This window comes from Tatumella saanichensis, from assembly GCF_000439375.1.
In the GTDB taxonomy this organism is placed as follows: domain Bacteria; phylum Pseudomonadota; class Gammaproteobacteria; order Enterobacterales; family Enterobacteriaceae; genus Tatumella; species Tatumella saanichensis.
The window spans coordinates 12,343-36,741 of the sequence record NZ_ATMI01000013.1; the positions used below are offsets into that span (position 1 = coordinate 12,343).

Sequence of the window (24,399 nt, forward strand, 5' to 3'; positions counted from 1 at the left end):
AAAATCTTTTTTTGTACAGTAGTAGACTGATAATATGACAAACGCTAAGCCGCAGATATCCGGGTAACCCCGCAGAGCCGGTGCCCAGAAAGCACTGAAGGTGGCAGCTAGCATAAAGCTCAATACTTTAATGACAGGGGTATCTACGCGGGTAAACTGCCGGCAAAGCAGCGAAAACATAATTGCTGCGGGGACAAAATAAAATGTAAATAGGGACAGTATATAAGACAATCTCGATGATAATGGGATAATACCGAATATCGATGTAACAGCGACCGGCAGCGTATTATAATCATCATGGCGGATTGAATGGCGGACACCATTGATAGCACTTAACGGATGGTGGGAGAACTGTGTACCAAAGTCCTGCCAGAATCGCCAGTACCCATTAAAGTCCCAATAATAAATGTTTTCTTCCTGGCAGACATAACAGCCGGCAATAAAAAGAATCATCGCGGAAGCGACGAGGTAAAAGAGACGAGTATTCACCGTATTCATGATTTACCTTTCTCTGAAAATTTTTCGATAAGGAACTTAGGACGTCCTTTGGTTTCCAGATAAATTTTCCCGATATATTCGCCGATAACCCCTAAGCATAAGAGTTGTATTCCGCCAAGAAAGAAAATTGAAATCATCACTGAAGTCCAGCCCTCTACAGCGTTGCCCTGTACTTTCTGAACCAGAGTATAGATACTGATGATTAACGCCAGTAGGAAGGTTAACAAGCCTAATGCCGCGATCAGTCGTAGCGGCGTTACAGTCAGTGAGGTAATCCCTTCAATTGCCAGGGCCAGCATTTTTTTCAGAGGATATTTGGACTCACCTTCGAGACGTTCATTACGGCTGTAGTAAACCTTGTCACTGGCAAAACCGATCAGCGGAACCATACCACGGATATAGATATTTTGTTCCTTGAATTGTAGAAGACTCTGTAGTGCACGACGGCTTAATAACCGGTAATCCGCATGGTTTTCAACCTGATTAACACCCATTACTGACATGAACTTATAAAAGCTGTTAGCGGTACCACGTTTAAACGCGCTATCACTTGAGCGATCATCTCTGACCCCGTAAACAATATCACTCCCCTGCATATACTTCTCAACCATCTGGGCAATGCAGCGCGTGTCATCCTGGAGATCCGCATCAATACTAATGCTGATATCCGCATCTGCAACGGATAATCCCGCCATCAGTGCGCGCTGATGCCCGCAGTTGCGTGACAGTTTAATACCTTTAACATATGAAAGGCTGAGAGTGCTTTCTTCTATCAATTGCCAAGTATTATCGCGACTTCCGTCATCGACAAACAGTAGGTAACTGTTATCTGCAATTTTGTTCTCAGCGATTAAGCCGTTAAGGATATCGCCTAACGTCGCTAGGCAACGGGGGAAAGCCTCTTTCTCATTGTGGCAAGGCACCACAATCGCCAATGAGGGGATCCCTGTTCCGGCTGCAATATTTTTTTGAGTCTCTATAGTCATTTCATAACCCATATTTTATTCAGAATAAATCCACTTATTGTGTATAACGCCATGCCAAAAATTTGTGCCGTATATTTCGCATCAGGGAGAATGTGCAGGCATGTTTTGATTGCTATAAGGTTGATCAGGTAACAGATACCGCATGTGACCAAAAACTTAACCAGCCTCGGCAGATTCATTTTGGTAGAGAAGGTAAAGCAGGAATTGAGGATAAAACTCAGTATAATGCCAGCAACATACCCGGCAGCATTCGCCGTGTAAATGCCGAGGCCAAGATAGGTAAGTACCAGAATAATCACGGCTGTCAGTAGGGTATTTGCCAAGCCAACCAGGATATAACGAGTGAGTAATTTTAACATTTTGTCGAGTCATTGAGATATTTTCGTCATTATCTCATAAGATTCCTCCGTATCACCATCGCCATCCGTGTATTTCACCGACTGCCAAACAAAAAAAGGCATAAAGGCTATATATTTCTATATATTACATTGGGTTAAGGCTATTACCTCACAGTATCAATCTTAGGCACTGCCGATTGAGCCTAGGGCCTTCCCAAGGAGTGACTCAACACAGCTTACTCTTGAGATAAAAGGGGATCATTTTTCCCATCGTTCCATACTGGCACGTCATCATAACAGAATTTTTGTCAACCATAACGAGACAGTTATTCTCTTTTAAGGCAGTTGATGGTCTATATTATTTACAATAAGGTGTTCGCATCGACGGGGGAGCCCCCTGACTTTCTACCACTGAAAGGAACATTTTATGATTGAGCAACGACACTCTGATAAGCGCGGCGTCGGTGATCACGGCTGGTTATACTCCCGCCATACCTTCTCGTTCGCCAGCTATTGGGATCCGGCTCAGACCGGCTTTTCTGACCTACTGGTGATTAATGATGATCAGGTTGCGCCGGGGCGGGGATTTGGGACGCACCCGCATAAAAATATGGAAATTATCTCCTATGTATTAGAGGGCACGCTGGCGCACAAAGATTCTATGGGCACCGGTTCTGAGATTGTGCCAGGAGATATCCAACTGATGAGCGCCGGTCGTGGTGTGACGCACAGTGAATTCAATGCCTCGCACAACGACTCCGTACATTTTTTGCAAATCTGGGTGGTGCCAGCAGAAAATGGAACGCCTCCGGGTTACCAGCAGATTGCCTTGGCAGAGCAGGATAAACGCGGTAAGTTTGCACTGATCATTTCGCCGGACGCTGCTGAGGGGTCACTGAAAATTCGTCAGGATACCCGCATCTATGCAGGACTGTTTGATGGCGAAGAACAGCAGACCATTACGCTACCGGAAAACCGTTATGCTTATATCCACGTTGCTAGTGGATCGCTGAAGGTGAACGGTGTCGAGTTTGTCGCCGGGGACGGTGCGCGGGTTCGCGAAGAAACCTCTCTCACCTTCAGTGACGGCGATAAAGCAGAAGTGCTGCTGTTCGACCTGCGGCCGGTCGAGAATAATTATCCGACGCGCTGATCACCGTCAGCCAGGTAAAAATAAAAGAGCGATGTCACAGACATCGCTCTTTTTTGACCGTTGTAGACAGCGGAATGTCAGCTTATGACTGTGCTGCCCGCATCATTAACTGGCGTTTATTCACCACTAAATAACCACCCACCAATGCTAGCAACGGTACGATCGCCAGTAAGGTACTGATAAACAGGCTGCCGCCGGTTAGAGTGGTAAAATTAGCAAGAACCATCACCAGTGAGGCGGTCAGTGCCAGCACTGAAACGCTCGGCAGAATACGCGTTTTCCAAACACGGCCTTCTACTAGGGCACTGTTTTGCTTAAAGAAGGCAACTACTGACAAACTGGTCAGCAGCATCAGTAATACGATACCCACGGTGGCAATCCCAGCCATAAAACCAAACACCTGAGTCAGAGGCTGCAGTTTGCATAACGCACAGACAGTGATCAGGATCAGTGCAGTGGCCGACTGTACCAGTGAGGCATTGGACGGGGATTTATGTTCAGCATGCACCGATGACAGGAATTTCGGCATAAAGCCCTGGCCGGATAATACATATTTATAACGGGCGAGGACATTATGAAAGCTCAGGACGCAGGCAAAAATACTGCTGATCAGCAGCACCTGAATGATATTACTCAGCAGCGGACCGCTGTACTGGCGAGCAATGTCGAGCAGCATATTACCATTGCCGTTCAGCGTATCATTCGCCACGCTTACCGCGCGGGCAGCACCGGCCCCTTCAATCATTGCCCAAGCAGAGAACGTGTAGAAGACCCCGATAATCAGTACCGCCAGATAAGTGGCGCGGGGAATGGTTTTACCAGGATTACGTGACTCGTCGCGGAAAATCGCCGTCGATTCAAAACCGATAAAGCCGGTCAGCGCAAACAGTACCGACATGCCTAATCCGTGAGAAAAAGCATTGTGCGGGCTGAATGAGGCCGCTGTGATGCCGCTGGCACCGCCTTTCGACAGGATTGAAAAGTTCATGATCAGCACCACACCGATTTCCAAAACCAGTGCTACCCCGAGGATTTTAGAACTCAGCTCAATATGACGGTAGCCGAGGATAGCTACCGCCGCGATAGTCAGCAGTGAATAGAGCCACCAAGGATGCGCCGCACCACCATAATGCACCACCAAGTCATTCATCGCCCATCCCATATAACCGTAAACTCCGGCCTGAATGGTGGTATAGGTGACCAAAGCCAGCCATGCCGCGCCCATACCGGCACGTAAGCCCAGCCCTTGAGTAATGTAGGAGTAGAAAGCACCGGCATCTTTTACGTACGGGGTCATGGAGACAAAGCCGACTGCGAATACCAGCAGGATCAGTGACGCGATAAGAAAGCCGAAAGGCGCACCAACGCCGTTACCGATGCCGATCGCCAGCGGTACATTGCCGCCAATAACGGTGAGGGGGGCGGCGGCGGCAATTACCATAAAAACGATACTGCCGACGCCAAGGTTACCGGTCAGCCCGGCAGATGCCATAGTTGGTTTACTGTCACTCATTTTACATCCCCTGAGTTTTAGAATAATTCACAAAATATCGCTACGCAGATCGGTCAGGTAAGGGTTGTTTTGCTGTGCCTGGCGAACGTGCGCGGGATCGATTTCTGCGTATAACAATTGCTCTTCTGTTTCACCGGCCATGGTCAGCACCTTGCCATCCGGTCCAGCGACTAGGCTGAGTCCAACATATTCAAGGTGTTGCTCATGACCGATCTGATTGACATAAGCCACGTATAGCTGGTTCTCCCAAGCACGTGTGGCAATCAGATGGCGGTTAACAAAATCGAAGGGTTTCATCTGTGCGGTGGCGACGGCCACCAAGTGAGCTCCGGCCTTAGCCGCAGCACGAACGGTTTCGGGAAATTCGACGTCATAACAAATCAGTAAGGCAATATTGACGCCACGATAAGGGATCATACAGACCGGCTGGTCACCGGCAGTGAACTGTGCCTGATCCAGCTTGCCGAATAGATGCGTTTTGCGATACACCGCCGATAGCTCGCCATCGGCCGCGATAAAGTAACTGGCATTAAAAATTTTCTGCTGCGCCCTCTGTGGACCGCCAATCACCAGCGCGACCTGATGTTTAGCCACCAGCGCCTGTACCGCCACCAGCGGAAAACTGTCTGCCATTTCAGCGATGCGCTGTTGCAGCACATAGCCGGACAAAAACATCTCAGGGGTGATCAGTAACTCAGCCCCCTGAACTGCTGCCTGTGCCAATGCCGTATCTAGCCTCGCCAGATTTGCGTGGTAATTGCAGTAATCACTTTGAGCCTGCCAGATCGCTATCTTCATACTTCCCCCACATCACATTGGTTATTACCAAGCAATTACTGTGCCAGCCGTAGAGAGGGAATTTTTTGATTAAATGTACTTAACTATACAGGCAGCATGGGCCTTGGTCTGAAGTCAGTGTTTAGCAGATGGTGCACTATGCTCCATGATGATGCGTCATACTGGTGCATTGACGGGAACCTAACGGGTAGGGAAAATCGGCCTATGAGAGATATTACCTTCACAAAAAAAACCTCTTGGCGGCGATATCCTGTCACTGCACTGAAATGACACTGCTAAGCAGCCAGCAGCAAGTGAAGATGATTTATTAGTCAGAATTATGATTTGGTAGCTAGCTGATAATAAGGAATCAATATGATCAATGAGATATCACTAGTTAGTGTGGCCGCTGAGTGAAAATCATACAACTATATTAATTAGATTAATCAAAGTGTCCACGAGCATAGACAGGGCCCCGCAGAGCGTGCTCTGCGGGGCAGAGAGTCAGGAGATCGGATCTGCCGCCAGTGGTGTTTTCCTCTGCTGACTGAGTGTAAACAAGGAAAGCACCGTGAAGCTGAGGGCAATCAGTCCTAATACCAAATAAGCGCCTTTAAAGCCCATGCTTTCATACATCTGCCCAGCAAGGGCCGACATAAAAATCATCGCCAGCTGTTTAAAGAAACAGAAGCACACCAGATAAATGGTGGCAGAAAAACGGACCTCAAACTGTGTGGTGATGTATTTAAAACATCCGACAATCAGGAAAGGGATTTCGAACATATGCAGGGTTTTCAGCAACACGACTTCCACGGCGGTGGTCGCAAAGGAGGAGCCGATAATGCGTACTGACATAATTAACCCTGCGATCAGTAACGCATTCTTGCCACCGATACGGTTTACGATTAGCGGAGCAAAGAACATGATAAACGCATTCAGTAACTCGCCTAGGGTAGTGACATAGCCGAAGACCCGTGTTCCCTGATCACTGCTGCTGAAAAAAGAGGTGAAAAAGTTGGCAAACTGCTGGTCAAAGACATCATAGGTGCAGGAAACGCCGATCACGTACAGCGATAAAAACCACAACTTAGGCTGACGAAAGAGTTCCAGCGCCAGTTTCAGGCTGAACAGAGATTGGTTAGCCCCGAGGGCATTAGCCACTTTGGCGGAAGGGGTGTTCACTGGACGTGAGAACAGCAGCAGTAATGCCAAAATCAGCGCGCAACCTGAGCCCAACCAGAACACAAACTGGTTGTTGATGGTAAACATAATGCCGGCAATGGAGGCACATAATGCCCAGCCGACACAGCCGAACATCCGTGCCCGCCCAAATTCAAACTGGCTACGGCGGCTGACTTTTTCCACATAAGCTTCAATGGCTGGCGCACCGGCATTATAGATAAACCCAAGGTAGATCCCGGCGGCGATTGCCCCAGCCAACACATTGGTTTGTAGTAAAGGGCCGAGGACATAGATAAAGAACGGAGCAAACATCACCAGCATCGCGGTGATCACCCACAGTAGATGTTTGCGCAGCCCGAGCTTATCTGACAACAGACCAAAAATCGGCTGAAACAGCAGTGAAAACAGCGACACAGATGCGAAAATAATCCCCGTATCCTGCTGGTTGATATGGTTAATCTCATGCAGCCAAATCGGAAAGAACGGGAAATAGGCCCCCATAATAAAAAAGTAGAAGAAAAAGAAGCTGCCGAAGATCCAGAAATTGGTGTTTTTTAAATAATACATGAGCAAAGTCCTCACCCTGTCTAGCGACCCGCGGACGGGCCGCAACGCGATTAACGGCCGAGATCCTGACACCAGGTCAGTTGGTAACAGTAACGGCGAGCGGTCAGCAGATACTCTGCTGCCACCGACGGGCTCCAGGAATCATCGCCGCCAATGCCCATGTGAAAGCCGTCGATATTCAGCCAGCAACCCGCTTCTTCGCTCAGTAAATGACGATGGCTGGTGGCCGCCAACTGCTGCTGACTATAACGACTGATATTGAACTGAAAGTCTCCCAGCCACCGATGACCGGCGTAACGCAGTTCCCGAGTATCACAGCGTAGGCCATTCTCGGTGGGGAAGACGTAAGGGGTGTACATCTCTGCCAGGGGGAGCGTCCAGCGGCCCACCCGGGCGGACGTCAGCCGGTCAGGGTAATTCTCATGCGGGCCGCGCCCCAGCCAGCTTACCGATTCAGCCTGTCGGGGCAGTTGACAGCTCAGGCCAATCCGCGCCGGTGGTGGACTACCCGCGCTCACCTCGACCTGGGCGGTGATCTGCAACTGACCTGCCGCAGTGATTTGCCACTGTTTATGGCTGACAAATAACGTTTTGTCTGAGGCATGCCAGCGATGAAGGGTGGTAATGATCACGGTCTCTCCGAGAGATCCGGCGCTGCATTGCAGTAATTCGGCGCAGACATCGTAATGACCGGCCGCTTTCCAGCGCTCGACCCAGGCGTTAGCATCAATACGACCGGCTTCACTGACACCTATATCGTTATCCAGTGGTGCGCGGGTAAATTGGTCGCGAAGCGGTGACAGCAACTGCGGTTCGCCGTCAATCAGATACTGTGTCAACTCACCTTGTTGGCGGCTAAATTCCCAACGGCTATTGGCGGCGCTGACAATAAACTGTTGGTCAGTGACATGCAGTTGTGGTGGCTCGTTAACCGTATCGCTGGCGGGCAGTGACGGTATCTCTTGTAATAACCACTGTTGGCCGCCGCAGTGATGACCGGCATCCGACCAGGAGGTCGCGGCGGGCTGAACAATATCGGCGTTCAACCACAACTGACCGGCGCGCAGCGGAGCAGCAAAGCCGGGTAGGGTGATCACTTGGCGCCCAAGTGGTGCAATATCCAACGTCTGTTCGCCAGCCTGCAGCACCTCGCCATCCAACTGTATTTGCCAGTGCAGCTGCTCGTTATCGGTGTGGCGGAACAGATATTCACTACTGACTTCAATCCGCAGGGCATCATCGCGTTGCAGGCTCATGGTGAAGAACTGCTGGGCGTGTTTCGCTTCATACAGCGATGGGTGTGGCGTTCGGTCAGCGAACACCAGCCCATTCATGCAGAACTGACGATCGTTCGGGGCATCGCCGAAATCGCCACCGTAGGCAGCCCATGGACGCCCTTGCTCATCATAGCGAGTCAGCGACTGATCTACCCAATCCCAGACGAAACCGCCCTGCAGACGCGGGTATTGGCGAAAAGCCTGCCAGTAGCGGGCAAAACCACCGAGGCTATTTCCCATTGCGTGGGCATATTCACACAGGATCAACGGTCGCTGTTCCCCTGGCAGTGACAGCCATTTTTTGATCGACCACTTAGGGACCGCCGGGAAAGGCTGGTCTTCGTCGACACGGGCATACATTGGGCAGATAATATCGGTAGCCGCCGTATCGGCACCGCCCCCCTCATACTGTACCGGCCGGGAAGGATCTTCCGCTTTCAGCCAACGATACAGGGCATCATGGTTGCGGCCGTGGCCGGATTCATTCCCCAAGGACCACAGAATAATGCAGGGGTGATTGCGATCACGTTGGACCATCCGTGTCACACGCTGGCTCATGGCGGGCAACCATTCTGGATCATCACTGAGACGGTTCATTGGGACCATACCGTGAGTTTCGATATTGGCCTCATCGACCACATACAGACCGTAGGCATCACACAGCCGATACCACAGCGGATGGTTAGGATAATGGGAGCAACGTACGGCATTAAAGTTATGCTGCTTCATCAACAGAATGTCCTGCAGCATAGTCTGGCGATCGATCGCCTGACCGTATACAGGGTGATGTTCGTGACGGTTGGTGCCACGGATCAATAATGGCTGGCCGTTGAGGCGCAGCAGACCTTGCTCAATGGTGACCTCACGGAAACCGATTTCACAGGCTTCTGCCTCCAACAGACGTTCATTTTGCGATAACAGGATCACCGCGCGATACAGTGACGGGGTTTCGGCACTCCACAGTGCGGGCTGCTCGACGTTCAGCGTCAGATACGCTCGATCGGTATAGGCTCCACGCTCGTCGATAATATCGCTGCCCAGTGACTGGATCTGTTCAGCCACTAACTGGTCTTGAAACCATAATTGGAGCGTGATGCGTGTGCGCTGATCGATTGGGCCACTTAGCCTGACCTCAGCACTCAGTGTCGCCCGGGTATAGTGGTCACTGAGCTGGCTGGTGATACGGTAGTCACTGATGGCGGTAGACGGTTTATGCAGTAAGGTGACATCACGGAAAATACCGCTCATGCGCCACATATCTTGGTCTTCCAAATAACTGCCATCACTCCAGCGCAGCACCATCACTGCCAGCCGGTTTTCTCCTTGGATCAGCACCTCACTGAGATCAAATTCCGAAGGCAGGCGGCTGTCTTGGGCATACCCCACCCGGCGGCCATTGCACCACAGGAAAAAGGCAGAGTTAACGCCATCAAAGATAATACGGGTGTTCCCTTGTTGGAGCCAGTCGGGGTTAGGTGTGAATGTGAGCGAGTAACAACCGGTAGGGTTTTGTTCCGGTACCCGCGGCGGATTGACCGGAAACGGGTAAGTAACATTGGTATACACTGGGGTATCATACCCTTGGGTCTGCCAGTTGCCAGGCACGGTAATCGCCTGACTGTCTGGCAGATCCTGCCAGCGCCATTGGTCAGGGACATCCTGTGGCCGGTCAAAAAGACGGAACTGCCACTGGCCATTCAGCGATTGCAAGCTGGAAGAGGGCGTATCCTGTTGTGCTTCGCCAGCCGTTCTCCAACTGTGAAAAGGCGGATGGGCCGGTAAACGGTTCCGTGCACTGATGCTCGGATCTTGCCAGCATTGGTCTGCCAGAACGGCTGGCAGAGCGTCATAGTCAACGGTCATTATCGATCCCTTACGTTTAATTGTTATTCGCTCACAATTAATTAAACATAAGGAGAGATTATCTGACCTGTAAAGCAACGGTTGTTCAGTAAGTGAACTGACTCACAATAATGCGTCGCGGACCGGTTAATGGTCCGTCGGTGGCGTCGATAGCCGTGCGACTTGCTGTGCCAGTTGTTGCAGGGAGATGGCTAGGCTGCGCGGGGAAGGTTCACTGGAAGCCGGGTAACCAACGGTCTGCCGTGGGACGAGGCTGACCGGCAGTTGCTGACAGAGCGGGATGTGCTGTTCGCTGTCTAGAGCCAGCAGACGATCGACACTCATTTCACCCAACTGGCGGAAATCCTGCTTGATGGTGGTGAGCGGCGGAATATAACAGCAACTGTCTTCGGTATCGTCATAACCGATCAGCGAGATATCGTCAGGCACCCGCAATCCAGCTTCACTGATCGCCCGAAGTGCTCCCAGCGCCATCTGATCGTTGGCGATCAACAGCGCTTGCGGCAGGATCCCTTGGTCCTCCAGCAGTTGCCGAGTTTGCTGATAGCCAGAGAGGGCACTCCAGTCACCAGTGATCTCAGCCACGGGCTGTAAACCCTGTTCGGCCAGGGCGTGATACCAGCCATCACGGCGTAAGCGGGCCGATACCGACTCTTGTGGACCGTTGAGCAGAGCAATACGACGATGTCCCCAAGCCAGCAGATGACTCACGCCCAGTAAAGTGCCCTGCTGAGGAGAAAAAATAACGCTGGGCACCGCGCTATCCATCGATACATCGAGGAACAACGCCGGCACATTGCCACAGCTGCTGGCGACCTCTTTTGCCGCCTGTTCTTCAAGGGGGAAATTGATAATCAGTCCAGTGACCCGCTGTGCCAGCAGATTAATGATGGCCGTTTTACAGGCATCCACCCCGGACTTCTCAATCATCGCAATCACGACACTGGCCCCGCACTGGTCAGCGCGGGATTTGATGGCCGCCACAATCTGTGAGGGGGCATGCAGACCAAGGTGGGTAGTGGCAACCCCGATTAACGGGCGCTGTTTTCCTGCCAACTGCTGGGCAATACGATTGGGAATGTAGTTCAGTTCAGCCATTGCCGCTTCTACTTTTTCCCGAGTATGGGCTGAGACATGGCTAGCTTGATTCACCACTCGGGAGACCGTTTGGTAGGAAACCCCGGCATGCTGTGCAACATCGTACAGCGTTATCTGTTTCATGATGACTTCCCTGATCCTGCGGCTGACTGGCGGCCATCATGCCACAGAACGCCACAATTCTGCTATTCGATCACCGCGCCTGCTGGGCGCAGTTCAGTGTGCCATCACGCGGGCCTGTCCAGATAGGCGGATCGGATCGCCAGGCACTGGATCGATCTCCGCAGAAATCAGCGATCGCATTCCCATATCTTCGCCTTGCACGATGGTGATCTCTCCCTGATGGGGCCAGTCGAGATCTCGCAGATACCCCGCCAGTGCCGCGGTGGCCGCCCCGGTGGCAGGATCTTCATAAACACCGCCATAGGCAAAGGGGTTACGAGTGTGAAAGCGCTGATGATTTTCAGCGAACACTAGCAGCAGGGTTACCCAGCCATGTTGTCGCATCAGTGTCCGACCGTGCAGCAGATGGTACTGCATCGCTGCCAGCGCCTGACGACTGTTCAGGGCTAGCACCAGATGATCAGCGCCAGCGTGGATCCGAGCGACAGGAATGCGTGGGTCCAGATCCTCAGGGCCGTATCCTAACAGCGCCAGTGCTTGCTCGATCGCGACCGGATCTTCCGGCTGGCTGAAACAGGGCGGTGACAGCAGAGTTGCCTGCCATTGCCCGTCCTGCTGTTGGGCACTGACGGTCAGGGTGCTCAGATTAAGGTGTAAACGGTATTCACCGGCACCGAAACGGCGCGCTAGCCCAACAGTCATGGCAATGGTGGCGTGTCCACAGAACGGCACTTCTGCCTCTGGAGAGAAATAGCGTACCCGCCACTCATCGGTGGCTCCCTCCTGTAGCGGCATGGCAAAAGCTGTTTCTGAAAACCCAATCTCTGCGGCCATCTGTTGCATCGTCTCGGCGGCGGGCAGTTGCGGACCGATCCACACGCCGGCGGGATTGCCCCCCGAGTCGCCCTCTGAAAAAGCGGCAATACGGGTCAGTTCAGGTAACAGTGAGGACATAGTCTCTCCGTTCAGTGTTCAAAGGGAGCCAGCCAAAGCAGGATAGCCATTAGCTATATCACAGAGCCCAGCATGACCGCCAGCGCCAAGCTGCACATCTCAATATTGGCGCTGGCGCAAAGAAATCCGCCGACGAACAGGCTATGCTCCGCGTTTCCCCGAAGGTTCTGGCAGCATGGCGGACAGGAAATCATGGCTGAGCTACGGTTAATATTGCTGCTATTACAGCAAATGTGTGTCTTTTTAGTGATCGCCTGGCTGATGAGTAGGACACGGCTGTTTCTTCCGCTGATGCAGGTCACCGTGAGGTTTCCCCATAAGCTTCTGTGCTATATCACCTTTTCTGTGTTCTGCATTCTCGGGACTTATTTCGGCCTGCATATTGATGATTCCATTGCCAACACCCGGGCTATCGGGGCGGTGATGGGCGGATTACTGGGTGGCCCGGCAGTGGGCGTGCTGGTGGGCCTGACAGGAGGCTTGCACCGCTATTCACTGGGAGGAATGACGGCGCTGAGCTGTATGTTGTCCACCATTATCGAAGGGCTATTGGGGGGCTTAATGCACAGTCTACTGGTACGCCGCGGACAGACGAGGCAGATTTTTCGCCCGCTGACCGCCGGGAGCGTGACCCTGATAGCGGAAGGAGTACAGATGCTGATTATTCTGTTGATCGCGCGGCCACTACCAGAAGCGCTCCGGCTGGTCAGCAGTATTGCAGCACCGATGGTGATCACCAATACCCTCGGGGCAGCTTTATTTATGCGTATTCTGCTGGATAAGCGTGACATGTCTGAGCGATACAGCGTGGTCTTTTCCGCGACGGCGCTGCGGGTCGCGGCGGCGACAGACGGCTTACTGCGCCAAGGGTTTGATCAACAAAGTAGCCTGAAAGTGGCACAGGTACTGTTGCGGGAATTGGATATCAGCGCGGTGGCGATTACTGACGAGAAAAAACTGCTGGCCTTTACCGGTCTCGGAGACGATCACCATCTTGCGGGCACGCCAGTTGCCTCGGCCCATACCCGCCGGGCGATAGACAGCGGTGAAGTGGTCTATGCGGATGGCAGTGAACTGCCGTATTGCTGTTCGCTAAGCCCGCACTGTAAGCTGGGGTCTTCACTGGTGATCCCATTGCAGGGGGAGAATCAACGGGTGATTGGCACCATTAAGCTCTATGAAGCGAAAAATCGCTTATTCCGTTCGGTAAATCGGACCCTCGGCGAAGGCATCGCTCGGTTACTGTCGGCGCAGATCCTTGCGGGCCAGTATGAACGACAAACGGCCTTGCTGGCTCAGTCCGAGATCAAACTCTTGCATGCTCAGGTGAATCCGCACTTTCTTTTTAATGCACTTAATACCTTACAAGCAGTGATCCGCCAAGACGGTCAACGTGCTACGCAACTGGTGCAATATCTGTCGACCTTCTTCCGTAAAAACCTGAAGCGTTCGTCGCAGCTGGCGACCCTCGGGGATGAAATAGAGCATGTGAATGCCTACTTGCAAATTGAGCAGGCTCGCTTCCAGTCACGACTGCGGGTGGACATCTGTGTGCCTGAAGGACTGTATCACCAACCTTTACCGGCCTTTACTCTGCAACCGCTGGTGGAAAATGCCATCAAACACGGTACTTCTCGGCTGTTTGGAATTGGGGAAATTACGCTGTCCGCTAGCGTGCACCAGCAGCAGGTCGTCATTTGTGTGGAAGATAATGCCGGTCTGTATCAGCCTACCGGGGAGCCTAGGCAGGGCCTGGGAATGGGGCTGGTCGACCGACGGCTGAAAGCCCGTTTTGGTGAAGACTGCGGCCTGAGTATCGACACCAGGGAAGGGTGTTACACCAGGGTCAAGGTCTGGTTACCTGCGGAGAAGAAACCATGCTAACAGCCGTGATCATTGATGATGAACCTCTGGCGCGGGACAATCTACGCGTTCTGTTGCAGCCGTATCCTGGCATTGAGATTGTCGGTGAGGCGGAGAATGCTATCGAAGGGATGGCGATGATTAACCGCCTACAGCCGCAGGTGGTATTTCTCGATATTCAGATGCCGCGTATCAGTGGTTTAGAAATGGTGGGTATGCTCGACAGCTTGCAACGTCCGCAGATTGTTTTCCTGACCGCCTACGATGAATATGCCTTACAAGCCTTTGAAGAACATGCCTTTGATTACTTATTAAAGCCCATTGAACCAGCTCGTTTACAGAAAACCCTGCAGCGCTTGCAGCAGTCCACGGCAACACAAGATCTGAGGCTATTAGCGGAAGTGCAGGCCCCATTACGCTATATTCCTTGCCATAGCCGCAACCGTATCTGCCTACAGGCCATCGAAGAGGTTGTCTGTGTCAGTAGCCGGATTGGTGGGGTGTATGTCCTCAGTTGGGAGGGTAATGAAGGTGCCACCGAGCTGACGCTACGCACGCTGGAAGCTCGTACACCGTTGATCCGCTGTCATCGACAACATTTGATCAATATCGATCTGTTGCGCGAGATCCGCCTTGAGGATCAGGGGCACGGGGAGCTGATCATGAAAAATGGTCAGCGGGTGCCGGTCAGTCGGCGCTACCTACGACAGTTAAAAGAACATCTCGGCTTATAAATCTGTTTATCGGGCTATGCAGTCCGCTCCAGAACAACGATCCTCGCGGTAGGATCGCGCCGATCTAAGCTGGTTCAGCAGCAGCGCATACCTCCTTTTCCGTCGCCCCCATAGCGTGCCTGCTGACGTTCACGAAAAAAGGCTTCATAACTCATCACCGGCAGTTCTGGGTGGCAGCGGCGCATGTGCTGCACATAGTTATCGTAATCAGGCAGGCCGATCAGCATCCTAGCTGCATGGCGCAGATGTTTTGAGGCAGTGGCAACTTTAGTGATCATCATCGCTCCTTACAGAGACCCCGCCGACGGCGGGGTTGAGATTAATGGCCTGAGGAGGTTTTAACTCCCTCTTCAGGTACCGGCTGCCAAGGCGTTTCTTTATCGGTACGCTGTGGTGTGCGTTGTGCCTGACGCCAGGTTTTGATGCCGTACACCAGGATGCTGTAGACCACCACCAGGAACAGCACACTTAGCCCAGCGTTGGTGTAGTTATTCATCACGATCTGCTGCATTGCCGCGGCCTGTTGTGATGTCAGATCCACTTCCGTTGCGAGGCGATACTGATAGTCACGGGCCATATATAAAAAGCCCTCCAGTTCTGGATCACCGCTAAACAGCTTCATCCCTAGCGCCCAAGTGGTGCAGATCAATAGCCACACCGCCGGTAAAAGCGTAACCGGAATATAACGACCGCGTTTCATTTTAATCAGTACCACTGTGCCGAGCATCAGTGCCACTGCCGCCAGCATCTGATTGGAAATCCCAAACAGTGGCCATAGGCTTTTCACTCCGCCGAGGGGATCGACCACGCCTTGATACAGCAGGTAGCCCCATAAGCCGACACAACCGGCAGTGCCCACAATGCCCGCGGGCAGAGAATGGGATTTCTTAAGGAATGGAATAAAATTCCCCAGTAAATCCTGCAACATATAACGGCCAGAGCGGGTACCGGCATCTAGCGCCGTCAGGATAAACAGCGCCTCAAACAGGATCCCGAAGTGATACCAGAAGCCCATATCCGCCATGGGTAAGATCTGATGGAACACATCAGCGATCCCCACCGCTAGGGTGGGTGCGCCACCGGCCCGGTTCAATAGCGATGGTTCACCGATATTACGAGCCGTCTCTAGGATCTGATCCGGGGAGATCACAAAGCCCCAAGCACTGACGGTAGCGGCTGCCTGGGCAGTCACAGCCTGTAGCTGTGCCATGATCATTGGCGCATTATCGCTCCCTAACTGATGCAGATTAGGCATCGTGATCCCCAAGGTCGCTGGCGGACTGTTCATCGCAAAATAGAGACCAGGTTCGATAATAGAGGCAGCGACTAAGGCCATGACGGCGACAAAAGATTCCATCAGCATGGCACCGTAACCAATAAAGCGGGCATCCTTCTCATTAGCGAGCAGCTTCGGCGTAGTACCCGAAGCAATCAGTGCATGGAAGCCCGAGACTGCGCCACAGGCGATGGTGATAAACAGGAACGGGAACAGGGCTCCTTTCCACAGCGGGCCACTACCATCGATAAACGGCGTGACGGCGGGCATTTTCAGATCTGGATTAAGGATCACTATCCCGACAGCCAGACCGACAATGACCCCGATTTTTAGGAAAGTCGCCAGATAATCTCGCGGCGCCAAGATCAACCATACCGGCAGTAGTGCTGACACAAAGGCGTAGCCGATGAGGGTGAAGGTAATCGTCGTATCTTTAAAGGTCAGGGCTGGCCCCCAGTAAGGGTCTGCCGCAATCACGCCGCCGAACCAGATAGACAGCAGCAGTAACACCAGACCGATCACCGAGACTTCACCCACTCGTCCCGGACGCAGAAAGCGCATATAAATCCCCATAAACAGCGCAATCGGCACGGTTGAGCAGACGGTAAATACCCCCCACGGACTCTCCGCCAAGGCTTTGACGACGATCAGCGCCAAGACCGCGAGAATGATGATCATGATCAGGAAACACCCAAACAGTGCGATGGTGCCAGGAACTGCCCCCATCTCTTGCCTGATCATCTCGCCAAGGGAGGCTCCGTTACGCCGTGAGGAGATAAACAGCACCATAAAGTCCTGTACCGCGCCGGCCAATACTACCCCTGCCAGTAACCATAAGGTGCCGGGCAGATAGCCCATCTGGGCCGCGAGGACCGGACCGACCAGCGGACCGGCCCCAGCGATCGCGGCAAAGTGGTGGCCGAATAATACATAGCGGTTGGTCGGCACATAGTTAAGGGCGTCATTATTGATCACTGCCGGGGTGGCACGGGACGGGTCGAGTTGCATCACTTTCTGAGCGATATACAGGCTGTAGTAACGGTAGGCCACCAGATAGACCGATATCGATGCGACGACCAGCCACATTGCACTGATCGCTTCACCCCGTCGCAGGGCAATAACCGCTAAGCAGCAGGCACCGAGTATGCCCAGCAGCACCCAGGGTAGATGTTTAAGGAGTTTGTGGTTATTCATGATAAGTCCGCTTTGTTCTCTGAAATCCTGAAAGTCAGGCTGTTTCCTGTACGGGAACAGCAAGCGCCGGGCCAGCCAGCGATCTCTATCCTGACAATTTGTCGGCGGCAGTGGGGGAAAATCTGATTCAGTGGTCGGATAGCGACGGGAGCGGTCAGTCGCAGCGTTGAGTGGTTTTAGCGGCGGCGTATCGATGCTTAATCTGTGATGCGGCACACAGCCACGGCAACAACCGTTGAATATGTAAAAGAATACAATCCGCATTACCGTGATTGGCGGCCTGAGTATTGCGGTTTATGTCGGCGCTGTTGGACTAACCGACAGAAAATTCACCGGTTATCCTCCGAGGAAGTAACGGCAGCCAGCGGCATAGGCACCTCCAATGGCCAACGGAAATAGATAAATCTGTGAAGTATGTCCCAAATCAGTGACTACACTTAAGGCTATCTGTTTTCACTGTACAGTCTAAGGAGTTATGGATGAACTTATCTCTCAACAATCAGGTGGCATTAGTGACAGGTGCCAGTTCTGGTATCGGCTACGGTGCTGCTGAAGCGCTGGCAGAGGCCGGGGCTCGGGTTGTCATTAACTACCGCAGCCAGCCGGAACCAGCAAAGGCACTGGCGGCGAAAATCTGTGATAACGGCGGTGAAGCCATTGCGGTGCAGGCGGATGTTTCCAAGGAAGCGGATGTGGAAAGCTTGTTTGCCAAAACCATCGAGGCCTTTGGTGGGCTGGATATTCTGGTGGCTAACTCCGGGCTACAACGAGATGCGATGATTGGTGATATGAGCCTCGAAGAGTGGCAGCAGGTGATTGATGTTAACCTCACCGGCCAGTTCCTCTGTGCCCGTGCCGCAGTTCGTCAGTTCCGTAAGCAGGGCTCCCGTGAAGAGTTTAGCCGTGCTAAAGGGAAAATTATCCATATGAGTTCGGTGCATCAGGTCATTCCTTGGGCCGGTCATGTTAACTACGCTGCATCGAAAGGCGGCGTCGATTTGATGATGCGCTCTTTGGCTCAGGAACTGGGTGAAGAGAAAATTCGGGTCAATGCCATCGCGCCAGGCGCGATTGCGACCGCCATCAATAAAGAGGCGACAGAGGGGGAAGCGGCGGAAAAACTGCTGGAGTTGATCCCTTACGGGCGTATTGGTGACACCAGTGATATTGCTAATGCGGTAGTGTGGTTAGCCAGCGACCTGTCAGATTATGTCCATGGTACGACGCTGTTTATCGATGGCGGTATGTGCCTCTATCCGGAATTCCGGGGAAATGGCTAATATTCTGTCCATACTCTCTAAGCCGCCCACACAGGGCGGTTTTTTTCTATGGGCGGTGGTTTGCCCTGCTTTTTCTGATACCTCCTACCTGTACCGCCCACACTATTGTACAAAAAAAAACAGCCCCTGACCATTCTGGAAATCTGGACATTAAGACGTCCAAGCGTCTAATATGCACTACCGTTTCAACACTATGACAGATAACCACCTATAATTATGACGCAACTTTCTGCTGACGCTTCGTCAGACTACTCAACACCAGATAACGACTACCGGATCCGCAACGCTGCGGACGTCAGCCGGTTGGTCAACAACTCCACCCACAGTAAAAGCAACGCCCGTATTATCGTGGCTATTGCCTTAGGCGGCGTTTTTCTCGATGCCTATGATCTTGGCGCGTTGGCATTCGGCGTCAAAGATATCACCCGACAGTTCGGCCTCAGCCCTTCAGGGATCGGTATGGTGGTGTCCGCCATTACCATGGGTGCCATCGTTGGTGCGGTGATTGGCGGCTATCTGACGGATAAAATTGGCCGTTACCGTGTGTTTATGGCGGATATGTTCTTCTTTGTCTTTGCGGCACTGCTCGGGGCGTTGGCACCCAATGCCGAAGTCCTCGGGATCAGCCGCTTTATCATGGGACTGGGGATCGGCATCGATTTACCGGTAGCGATGGCCTTCTTGGCGGAATTTTCACGCCTCAAAGGGCGCGGCAACAAAGCCGCCAGCGTGGCGATGTGGTGTCCGACTTGGTATGCCGCTATCTCCATCTCGTACTTGCTGGTACTGGGACTGTTTTATTCTCTGCCCGCCAGTCAGACAGAATATCTGTGGCGCTATGTGGTCGGCTTCGGTGCGGTTCCGGCGTTGATTATCCTGACGGTGCGCAAGCGCTATATGACGGAGTCGCCGGTATGGGCCGCCCAGCAAGGGGATTTACAGACCGCTGCCACGATTTTGCAGACCGCTTATGACATCCCGGCGACGGTGGATAACGCTGCCGCAGGTTCAGCGAAATCGGAGGTCGCGCGGCGTAATATTGGCTGGAAAGGCTATGGGGTATTATTTAAGGGGCAATACTTGTCACGTACCGTGCTAAGCAGTGTCATGTCGTTTGTCTCTCCGTTTGCCTACGCCGCCATTGCCTTTGGTCTGCCGATTATTATCTCGACCCTGTTTAAGCAATCGATGCTCACCACTATTTTGGTATCACTGGGCCTTAACCTGTTGTTTGCCTTTACCGGAGGCATAGCAGCGGTACGGCTGGTGCCGAAACTGGGCTCCCGCAGCATGACCATTGCCGGCTATAGCTGCCAACTGGTGGCACTGCTCGGTTTGGCCCTGGCGGGCCGTCCGGAGGATACGCTACAGGCGGTAGCCTGTTGTGGATTCCTGGCGTTGTTCCTGTTAGGGCAAGGCTTCGGTCCCGGGGCGCATACCATGGTCTATGCTTCACTGAGTTACCCCGCATCAGTGCGCGGTGTCGGTGTTGGTTTAAACCAAACCATTACCCGTTTTAGCTCCACTCTGGCGCTGTTCCTGTTCCCGATCCTTACCGCGAACCTGGACACCGGCCTGTTCTGGGTGATTGCGCTGTCGCCGGTGATCGGACTGCTGGCACTGTTTATTATTCGCTGGGAACCGGCAGGTTATGATGTGGATGCCGAAGATTATCAGCCTGCAAAAAACCCGTAGTTGACGTATTAGGGAGCTTAGGATGTCATTCACTGAAATTCAGGTTGTGCCAGGTCCGGCCAACTACTACTGCTTTCCGGGGGCACTGCGCGAACTGGAAAACTTTTATTCCCAGGAAACCCTCGAGCAGGCGTTCTGGCTGTATGGCGAGCGGGCGCTAGCGGCGACCGAGCCCTTCCTGCCACCCGCCTGGGCGGCGGCCGGGGCAGAAAAGCACTGTGTCCGTGACCATTGCAGCGAGCCATTAATCAACGCGTTGATTGCCCAAGCGGGAGAGAGTCGTAAAGTGGTGATCGGCATCGGTGGTGGCTCAGTGATGGATAGCGCCAAAGCATTGGCAGATCGCTTGGGCGTGCCGGTGGTGCTGATCCCCACTATCGCAGCCACTTGTGCTGCCTGGACACCGCTGTCGGTGTGGTATAACGCAGAGGGCGGTAACGTCGGCTATGAGATTTTCCGCCAAGCCAACCACTTAGTGCTGGTGGAGCCGGAAATTATTCTGCAGGCGCCGTCCGAATATCTGTTAGCGGGTATCGGCGATACGCTGGCAAAATGGTACGAAGCGCGAGTATTACTGCCGGATGAGAAAGCGGAGTCAGTGCCTTACTTGGCAAAAACCGCGTTGAATATGGCAGAAGGGCTGCGTGATCTGCTGTTCAGTGACAGTGCCGCGGCACTGCGTGATCAGCAGCAAAATCACCTGACGGCTCGTTTTATCTCGGTTGTTGATGCCATCATTGCTGGTGGCGGTCTGATTGGCGGACTGGGAGAGCGGTTTACCCGTGTTGCAGCGGCCCATGCGGTGCATAACGGCCTGACGGTATTGCCTCAGACGCACCGTATTCTGCACGGTATCAAGGTGGCCTATGGCATTCTGGTCCAATCGGCATTGCTGAACCAGCAGCAGGATATTCGTAAACTGCTACACTTTTACCGTCAGTTGAAACTGCCGGTAACCTTAGCCGAACTGGGAGTCGACCTGTCGAACCGTGAGGAGATGACGCGGATGATTGCGCATACTCTGCGTGAGAAAGAAACCATTCATCTGTTACCGATAAAAGTGACGCCAGAGACGCTGTATCAGGCCATGGCGGCGATTGAGCAGTCCGGCAGAAGCGAATAGCCGCCACAAAAAAGCCCAGTCTAGAACTGGGCGCTATCGAAGCCAGCCACCGCAGATGCGGTGGTTTTTTATTACTGTTTTAGAAATCAGCTTTCAGCACTGCACGGTAACGGGCTTTGCCGTCACGCACATGTTGCAGTGCTTTATTGATATCAGACATGGCAAACAGCTCAGTCTGTGGCTTCACACCGGCGCGGGCAGCCAGTTTTACCATGGTGCGCAGTTCGTGAGGCGAACCGGTAGAAGAACCGGCAATGCTACGGTCCCCGGCGATCAGGCTGAAGGCTGGAACTTCAAACGGCTTCATTACAGCACCCACGGTGTGGAAGCTACCGTTGTAGGCCAGTGCCTGGAAGTACGGCATCCAGTCGAGCGAGACGTTAATGGTGTTGATGATCAGATCAAACTGACCCGCCAGCGCTTTTAGGGCTTCTGGATCACGGCTGTTCACCACTTTATCGGCACCCATATCCAGGATTTCCTGCTGTTTTGATGGAGAAGAACTGAAAGCAGTCACTTCACAGCCCATGGCGTGCAGCAGTTTAATCGCGATATGACCCAAGCCACCGATTCCGATCACACCGACACGGCTGGTGGCGGTGATGTGGTGCTGTAACAGCGGCTTAAACACAGTGATCCCGCCGCACAACAGCGGACCAGCAGATTCTGCATCCAAGGCTTCTGGTAATGGGATCACCCACTGCCAGTCGGCACGGATTTTCTCGGCAAAGCCACCGTGGTTCAGGATGGTTGGGACTTTTGCTTCCTGACAGTTGCTGTGGCTGCCGCTGATACAGGCATCACAGTAACCACAACTGCGGGCGGTCCAGCCGATACCGACACGCTGACCAATTTTCAGGCCTTTATTCTGTGCCGCATCCCCGAGGGCGCTGACGCGACCGACCACTTCATGGCCGGCGACCAGTGGATATTTTGAAATTCCCCACTCATTATCGATCATCGACAAGTCGGAGTGACAGATACCACAGTATTCGACGGTAACTTCAACATCACCAGCACCCAGTTCACCGGCATCAATTTCGCACAGTTCCAAGTCTGCGCCGGCTTCGGCTGCTGCGTAGCTCTTAATCTTGCTCATGAAGTTCTCCATTGTGTTAAAGGAATTAACGGGGTAAAGCATGGCAGATGATAGCCATTAAAAAAAGTGACAGGCAGAATAAAAGCCAACAAACAGAAATAATTACCAGAAAGGGCGATTCGGGCCGACAGGGCTGCCGACCCGAAAGTATGGCGGTTATTTTGAACAGCCGGTGCACTGATTTTGCAGGATCTGCGTGAAGAAATCGTTCCCTTTATCATCCACCAGAATGAAGGCAGGAAAATCTTCCACTTCGATTTTCCAGATAGCTTCCATGCCCAGTTCCGGATACTCAACGCATTCTAGGCTGCGGACACTCTGCTGCGCCAGTACAGCGGCAGGGCCTCCAATACTGCCGAGATAGAACCCTCCGTGCTTCTTACAGGCATCGGTGACCTGTTGGCTGCGGTTACCTTTAGCCAGCATGATCATACTGCCACCGTTAGCCTGTAGCTGATCCACATAGGAATCCATACGTCCAGCGGTGGTCGGCCCCAGTGAACCAGAGGCATAACCGGTAGGTGTTTTAGCCGGACCAGCGTAATAAATCGGATGATCCTTAACGTACTGGGGTAAGTCTTCGCCGTTATCCAGACGCTCTTTCAGTTTGGCGTGGGCAATATCTCGGGCGACGATAATGGTGCCATTCAGCGATAAGCGGGTAGATACAGGATACTGACTGAGTTGGGCCAGGATGTCTTTCATGGGTTGGTTCAGGTCTACGCTGACCACTTCGCTTTCGCCTTCACTGCGTAACGATTCAGGGATCAGCCGCGCCGGATGCTGTTCCATTTTTTCGATCCACAGCCCTTGGCGGTTAATTTTCGCCTTGATATTACGGTCGGCTGAGCAAGAGACTCCCATACCAATCGGGCAGGAAGCGCCGTGGCGCGGCAGACGGATCACCCGTACATCGTGGGCAAAATACTTCCCGCCAAACTGCGCACCCAGCCCAATATTCTGAGCTTCTTTCAGCAGTTCCTGTTCCAGTTCGATATCACGGAACGCCTGGCCATACTGGTTTCCTTCGGTGGGTAGGCCGTCATAGTAGTGGGTCGAAGCCAGTTTTACGGTTTTCAGGTTACTTTCCGCAGACGTCCCGCCGATGACAAAGGCGATATGGTAGGGCGGGCAGGCAGCGGTGCCAAGGGTACGCATCTTCTCAACCAGATAGTTTTTCAGCCTGCCAGGGCTGAGCAGCGCTTTGGTTTCTTGGTAGAGGTAGGTTTTATTGGCAGAACCGCCCCCTTTGGCAACACACAGAAATTTATATTCTTCGCCATCTACCGCGTAGAGGTCGATCTGTGCGGGCAGGTTCGTCCCCGTATTCACTTCGCGGTACATATCTAAGGGCGCATTCTGTGAATAGCGCAGGTTATCCTGCTGGAACGTGTTGTAAATACCCCGGCTTAGATGTTCTTCATCGCCCCCGCCGGTCCAGACTCTCTGGCCTTTCTTGCCAACAATAATCGCCGTACCGGTATCCTGGCAGGTGGGCAGTACCCCTTTGGAGGCAATCTCTGAGTTTCTCAAAAACTGCAGTGCAACGTAGCGGTCATTCTGGCTGGCTTCCGGGTCATCCAGAATGGCGGCCACTTGTTGCTGATGGGCGGTGCGGAGCAAAAAGGAGGTATCATGAAAAGCTTGCTGGGCTATCAAAGTTAAGGCTTCAGGGGCGACTTTGAGCACCTCCTGGCCGTCAAACTGGGCCACCGAGACATGGTCACTGCTCAGCAGATAGTATTCGGTCTCGTCTTCGCTGAGCGGAAAAGGGTCCTGGTAATGGAAAGGGGTATCAGACATGTT

18 protein-coding genes are annotated in these 24,399 nt (G+C 52.9%); 6 read left to right on the top strand and 12 right to left on the bottom strand.

Translation table 11 applies throughout. The features are described from left to right. Positions 1 to 494: 494 nt before the first annotated feature. The gene (locus tag DW47_RS0106555) at positions 495 to 1,484 is read right to left on the bottom strand and encodes a glycosyltransferase family 2 protein (RefSeq protein ID WP_152473140.1); all 990 of its coding nucleotides are present in this window, start codon (positions 1,482 to 1,484) and stop codon (positions 495 to 497) included. Continuing rightward, a complete protein-coding gene (locus DW47_RS0106560) occupies positions 1,481 to 1,843 on the bottom strand; it encodes a GtrA family protein (protein WP_029685599.1) in 363 nt (120 codons plus the stop codon). Before DW47_RS0106560 ends, DW47_RS0106555 begins: the two co-directional genes overlap by 4 nt. A 406-nt stretch (positions 1,844 to 2,249) precedes the next feature. On the opposite strand from DW47_RS0106560, the gene DW47_RS0106565 reads away from it, so the two are divergent. Then, positions 2,250 to 2,975, top strand: coding sequence for a pirin family protein (locus tag DW47_RS0106565; RefSeq protein WP_029685600.1), 726 nt, complete (start codon positions 2,250 to 2,252; stop codon positions 2,973 to 2,975). 82 nt (positions 2,976 to 3,057) lie between these two features. On the opposite strand, the gene DW47_RS0106570 is transcribed toward DW47_RS0106565, so the two are convergent. From DW47_RS0106570 to DW47_RS0106595, 6 genes are all read right to left on the bottom strand, one after another. Then, entirely contained in the window at positions 3,058 to 4,488 is a 1,431-nt protein-coding gene (locus DW47_RS0106570) for an APC family permease (protein ID WP_029685601.1), read from the bottom strand. A gap of 27 nt (positions 4,489 to 4,515) precedes the next feature. Further along, the gene (locus DW47_RS0106575; RefSeq protein WP_029685602.1) at positions 4,516 to 5,286 is read right to left on the bottom strand and encodes a carbon-nitrogen hydrolase family protein; all 771 of its coding nucleotides are present in this window, start codon (positions 5,284 to 5,286) and stop codon (positions 4,516 to 4,518) included. Positions 5,287 to 5,769: 483 nt separating this feature from the next. After that, positions 5,770 to 7,014 (bottom strand): oligosaccharide MFS transporter, encoded by a 1,245-nt coding sequence (locus DW47_RS0106580; protein WP_029685603.1) that lies wholly within the window; start codon positions 7,012 to 7,014, stop codon positions 5,770 to 5,772. Between the two features lie 50 nt (positions 7,015 to 7,064). After that, the gene (locus DW47_RS0106585) at positions 7,065 to 10,154 is read right to left on the bottom strand and encodes a beta-galactosidase (RefSeq protein ID WP_029685604.1); all 3,090 of its coding nucleotides are present in this window, start codon (positions 10,152 to 10,154) and stop codon (positions 7,065 to 7,067) included. Positions 10,155 to 10,280: 126 nt separating this feature from the next. Next, the gene (locus tag DW47_RS0106590) at positions 10,281 to 11,375 is read right to left on the bottom strand and encodes a LacI family DNA-binding transcriptional regulator (RefSeq protein WP_029685605.1); all 1,095 of its coding nucleotides are present in this window, start codon (positions 11,373 to 11,375) and stop codon (positions 10,281 to 10,283) included. Positions 11,376 to 11,468: 93 nt separating this feature from the next. Continuing rightward, entirely contained in the window at positions 11,469 to 12,329 is an 861-nt protein-coding gene (locus tag DW47_RS0106595; RefSeq protein WP_029685606.1) for a PhzF family phenazine biosynthesis protein, read from the bottom strand. 192 nt (positions 12,330 to 12,521) lie between these two features. Here DW47_RS0106595 and DW47_RS0106600 point away from each other — a divergent pair, with 192 nt between their 5' ends. Together DW47_RS0106600 and btsR are read left to right on the top strand one after the other, a co-directional pair. Further along, positions 12,522 to 14,213: a LytS/YhcK type 5TM receptor domain-containing protein gene (locus tag DW47_RS0106600; protein ID WP_029685607.1), complete on the top strand. Its 1,692-nt coding sequence runs from the start codon at positions 12,522 to 12,524 to the stop codon at positions 14,211 to 14,213. Further along, on the top strand, positions 14,207 to 14,926 hold the full coding sequence (gene btsR / locus DW47_RS0106605) for a two-component system response regulator BtsR (protein ID WP_029685608.1): 720 nt from the start codon (positions 14,207 to 14,209) through the stop codon (positions 14,924 to 14,926). Before DW47_RS0106600 ends, btsR begins: the two co-directional genes overlap by 7 nt. 74 nt (positions 14,927 to 15,000) lie before the next feature. Here the strand turns inward: btsR and DW47_RS0106610 are convergent, their stop codons facing one another. Together DW47_RS0106610 and DW47_RS0106615 are read right to left on the bottom strand one after the other, a co-directional pair. Then, positions 15,001 to 15,204 (bottom strand): YbdD/YjiX family protein, encoded by a 204-nt coding sequence (locus DW47_RS0106610; protein ID WP_029685609.1) that lies wholly within the window; start codon positions 15,202 to 15,204, stop codon positions 15,001 to 15,003. A gap of 41 nt (positions 15,205 to 15,245) precedes the next feature. Next, positions 15,246 to 17,396, bottom strand: a complete 2,151-nt coding sequence (locus DW47_RS0106615; protein WP_029685610.1) for a carbon starvation CstA family protein — start codon at positions 17,394 to 17,396, stop codon at positions 15,246 to 15,248. Positions 17,397 to 17,875: 479 nt separating this feature from the next. Here DW47_RS0106615 and DW47_RS0106620 point away from each other — a divergent pair, with 479 nt between their 5' ends. The 3 genes from DW47_RS0106620 to DW47_RS0106630 all read left to right on the top strand — a co-directional run bounded on the left by DW47_RS0106620 (position 17,876) and on the right by DW47_RS0106630 (position 21,494). Continuing rightward, positions 17,876 to 18,676: an SDR family oxidoreductase gene (locus DW47_RS0106620; protein ID WP_029685612.1), complete on the top strand. Its 801-nt coding sequence runs from the start codon at positions 17,876 to 17,878 to the stop codon at positions 18,674 to 18,676. A 216-nt stretch (positions 18,677 to 18,892) separates the two neighbouring features. Continuing rightward, positions 18,893 to 20,371 (top strand): MFS transporter, encoded by a 1,479-nt coding sequence (locus tag DW47_RS0106625; RefSeq protein ID WP_029685613.1) that lies wholly within the window; start codon positions 18,893 to 18,895, stop codon positions 20,369 to 20,371. 22 nt (positions 20,372 to 20,393) lie between these two features. Further along, on the top strand, positions 20,394 to 21,494 hold the full coding sequence (locus DW47_RS0106630) for an oxidoreductase (protein WP_029685614.1): 1,101 nt from the start codon (positions 20,394 to 20,396) through the stop codon (positions 21,492 to 21,494). A 79-nt stretch (positions 21,495 to 21,573) separates the two neighbouring features. Here DW47_RS0106630 and ahr read toward each other — a convergent pair whose 3' ends face one another. Together ahr and fumA are read right to left on the bottom strand one after the other, a co-directional pair. Next, the gene (ahr, locus tag DW47_RS0106635) at positions 21,574 to 22,593 is read right to left on the bottom strand and encodes an NADPH-dependent aldehyde reductase Ahr (protein ID WP_029685615.1); all 1,020 of its coding nucleotides are present in this window, start codon (positions 22,591 to 22,593) and stop codon (positions 21,574 to 21,576) included. Positions 22,594 to 22,749: 156 nt separating this feature from the next. Next, positions 22,750 to 24,396, bottom strand: coding sequence for a class I fumarate hydratase FumA (gene fumA / locus DW47_RS0106640; protein WP_029685616.1), 1,647 nt, complete (start codon positions 24,394 to 24,396; stop codon positions 22,750 to 22,752). Between the last annotated feature and the right edge of the window lie 3 nt (positions 24,397 to 24,399).

What these genes read in the sequence shown, in the direction of transcription:
- DW47_RS0106595 (WP_029685606.1), bottom strand. Translation starts at nt 12,329, where the DNA reads ATGTCCTCACTGTTACCTGAACTGACCCGTATTGCCGCTTTTTCAGAG.
- DW47_RS0106615 (WP_029685610.1), bottom strand. Translation starts at nt 17,396, where the DNA reads ATGAATAACCACAAACTCCTTAAACATCTACCCTGGGTGCTGCTGGGC.
- DW47_RS0106555 (WP_152473140.1), bottom strand. Translation starts at nt 1,484, where the DNA reads ATGACTATAGAGACTCAAAAAAATATTGCAGCCGGAACAGGGATCCCC.
- DW47_RS0106585 (WP_029685604.1), bottom strand. Translation starts at nt 10,154, where the DNA reads ATGACCGTTGACTATGACGCTCTGCCAGCCGTTCTGGCAGACCAATGC.
- DW47_RS0106620 (WP_029685612.1), top strand. Translation starts at nt 17,876, where the DNA reads ATGAACTTATCTCTCAACAATCAGGTGGCATTAGTGACAGGTGCCAGT.
- btsR (WP_029685608.1), top strand. Translation starts at nt 14,207, where the DNA reads ATGCTAACAGCCGTGATCATTGATGATGAACCTCTGGCGCGGGACAAT.
- DW47_RS0106590 (WP_029685605.1), bottom strand. Translation starts at nt 11,375, where the DNA reads ATGAAACAGATAACGCTGTACGATGTTGCACAGCATGCCGGGGTTTCC.
- DW47_RS0106625 (WP_029685613.1), top strand. Translation starts at nt 18,893, where the DNA reads ATGACGCAACTTTCTGCTGACGCTTCGTCAGACTACTCAACACCAGAT.
- fumA (WP_029685616.1), bottom strand. Translation starts at nt 24,396, where the DNA reads ATGTCTGATACCCCTTTCCATTACCAGGACCCTTTTCCGCTCAGCGAA.
- DW47_RS0106630 (WP_029685614.1), top strand. Translation starts at nt 20,394, where the DNA reads ATGTCATTCACTGAAATTCAGGTTGTGCCAGGTCCGGCCAACTACTAC.
- DW47_RS0106580 (WP_029685603.1), bottom strand. Translation starts at nt 7,014, where the DNA reads ATGTATTATTTAAAAAACACCAATTTCTGGATCTTCGGCAGCTTCTTT.
- DW47_RS0106610 (WP_029685609.1), bottom strand. Translation starts at nt 15,204, where the DNA reads ATGATCACTAAAGTTGCCACTGCCTCAAAACATCTGCGCCATGCAGCT.
- DW47_RS0106575 (WP_029685602.1), bottom strand. Translation starts at nt 5,286, where the DNA reads ATGAAGATAGCGATCTGGCAGGCTCAAAGTGATTACTGCAATTACCAC.
- DW47_RS0106600 (WP_029685607.1), top strand. Translation starts at nt 12,522, where the DNA reads ATGGCTGAGCTACGGTTAATATTGCTGCTATTACAGCAAATGTGTGTC.
- DW47_RS0106560 (WP_029685599.1), bottom strand. Translation starts at nt 1,843, where the DNA reads ATGTTAAAATTACTCACTCGTTATATCCTGGTTGGCTTGGCAAATACC.
- ahr (WP_029685615.1), bottom strand. Translation starts at nt 22,593, where the DNA reads ATGAGCAAGATTAAGAGCTACGCAGCAGCCGAAGCCGGCGCAGACTTG.
- DW47_RS0106565 (WP_029685600.1), top strand. Translation starts at nt 2,250, where the DNA reads ATGATTGAGCAACGACACTCTGATAAGCGCGGCGTCGGTGATCACGGC.
- DW47_RS0106570 (WP_029685601.1), bottom strand. Translation starts at nt 4,488, where the DNA reads ATGAGTGACAGTAAACCAACTATGGCATCTGCCGGGCTGACCGGTAAC.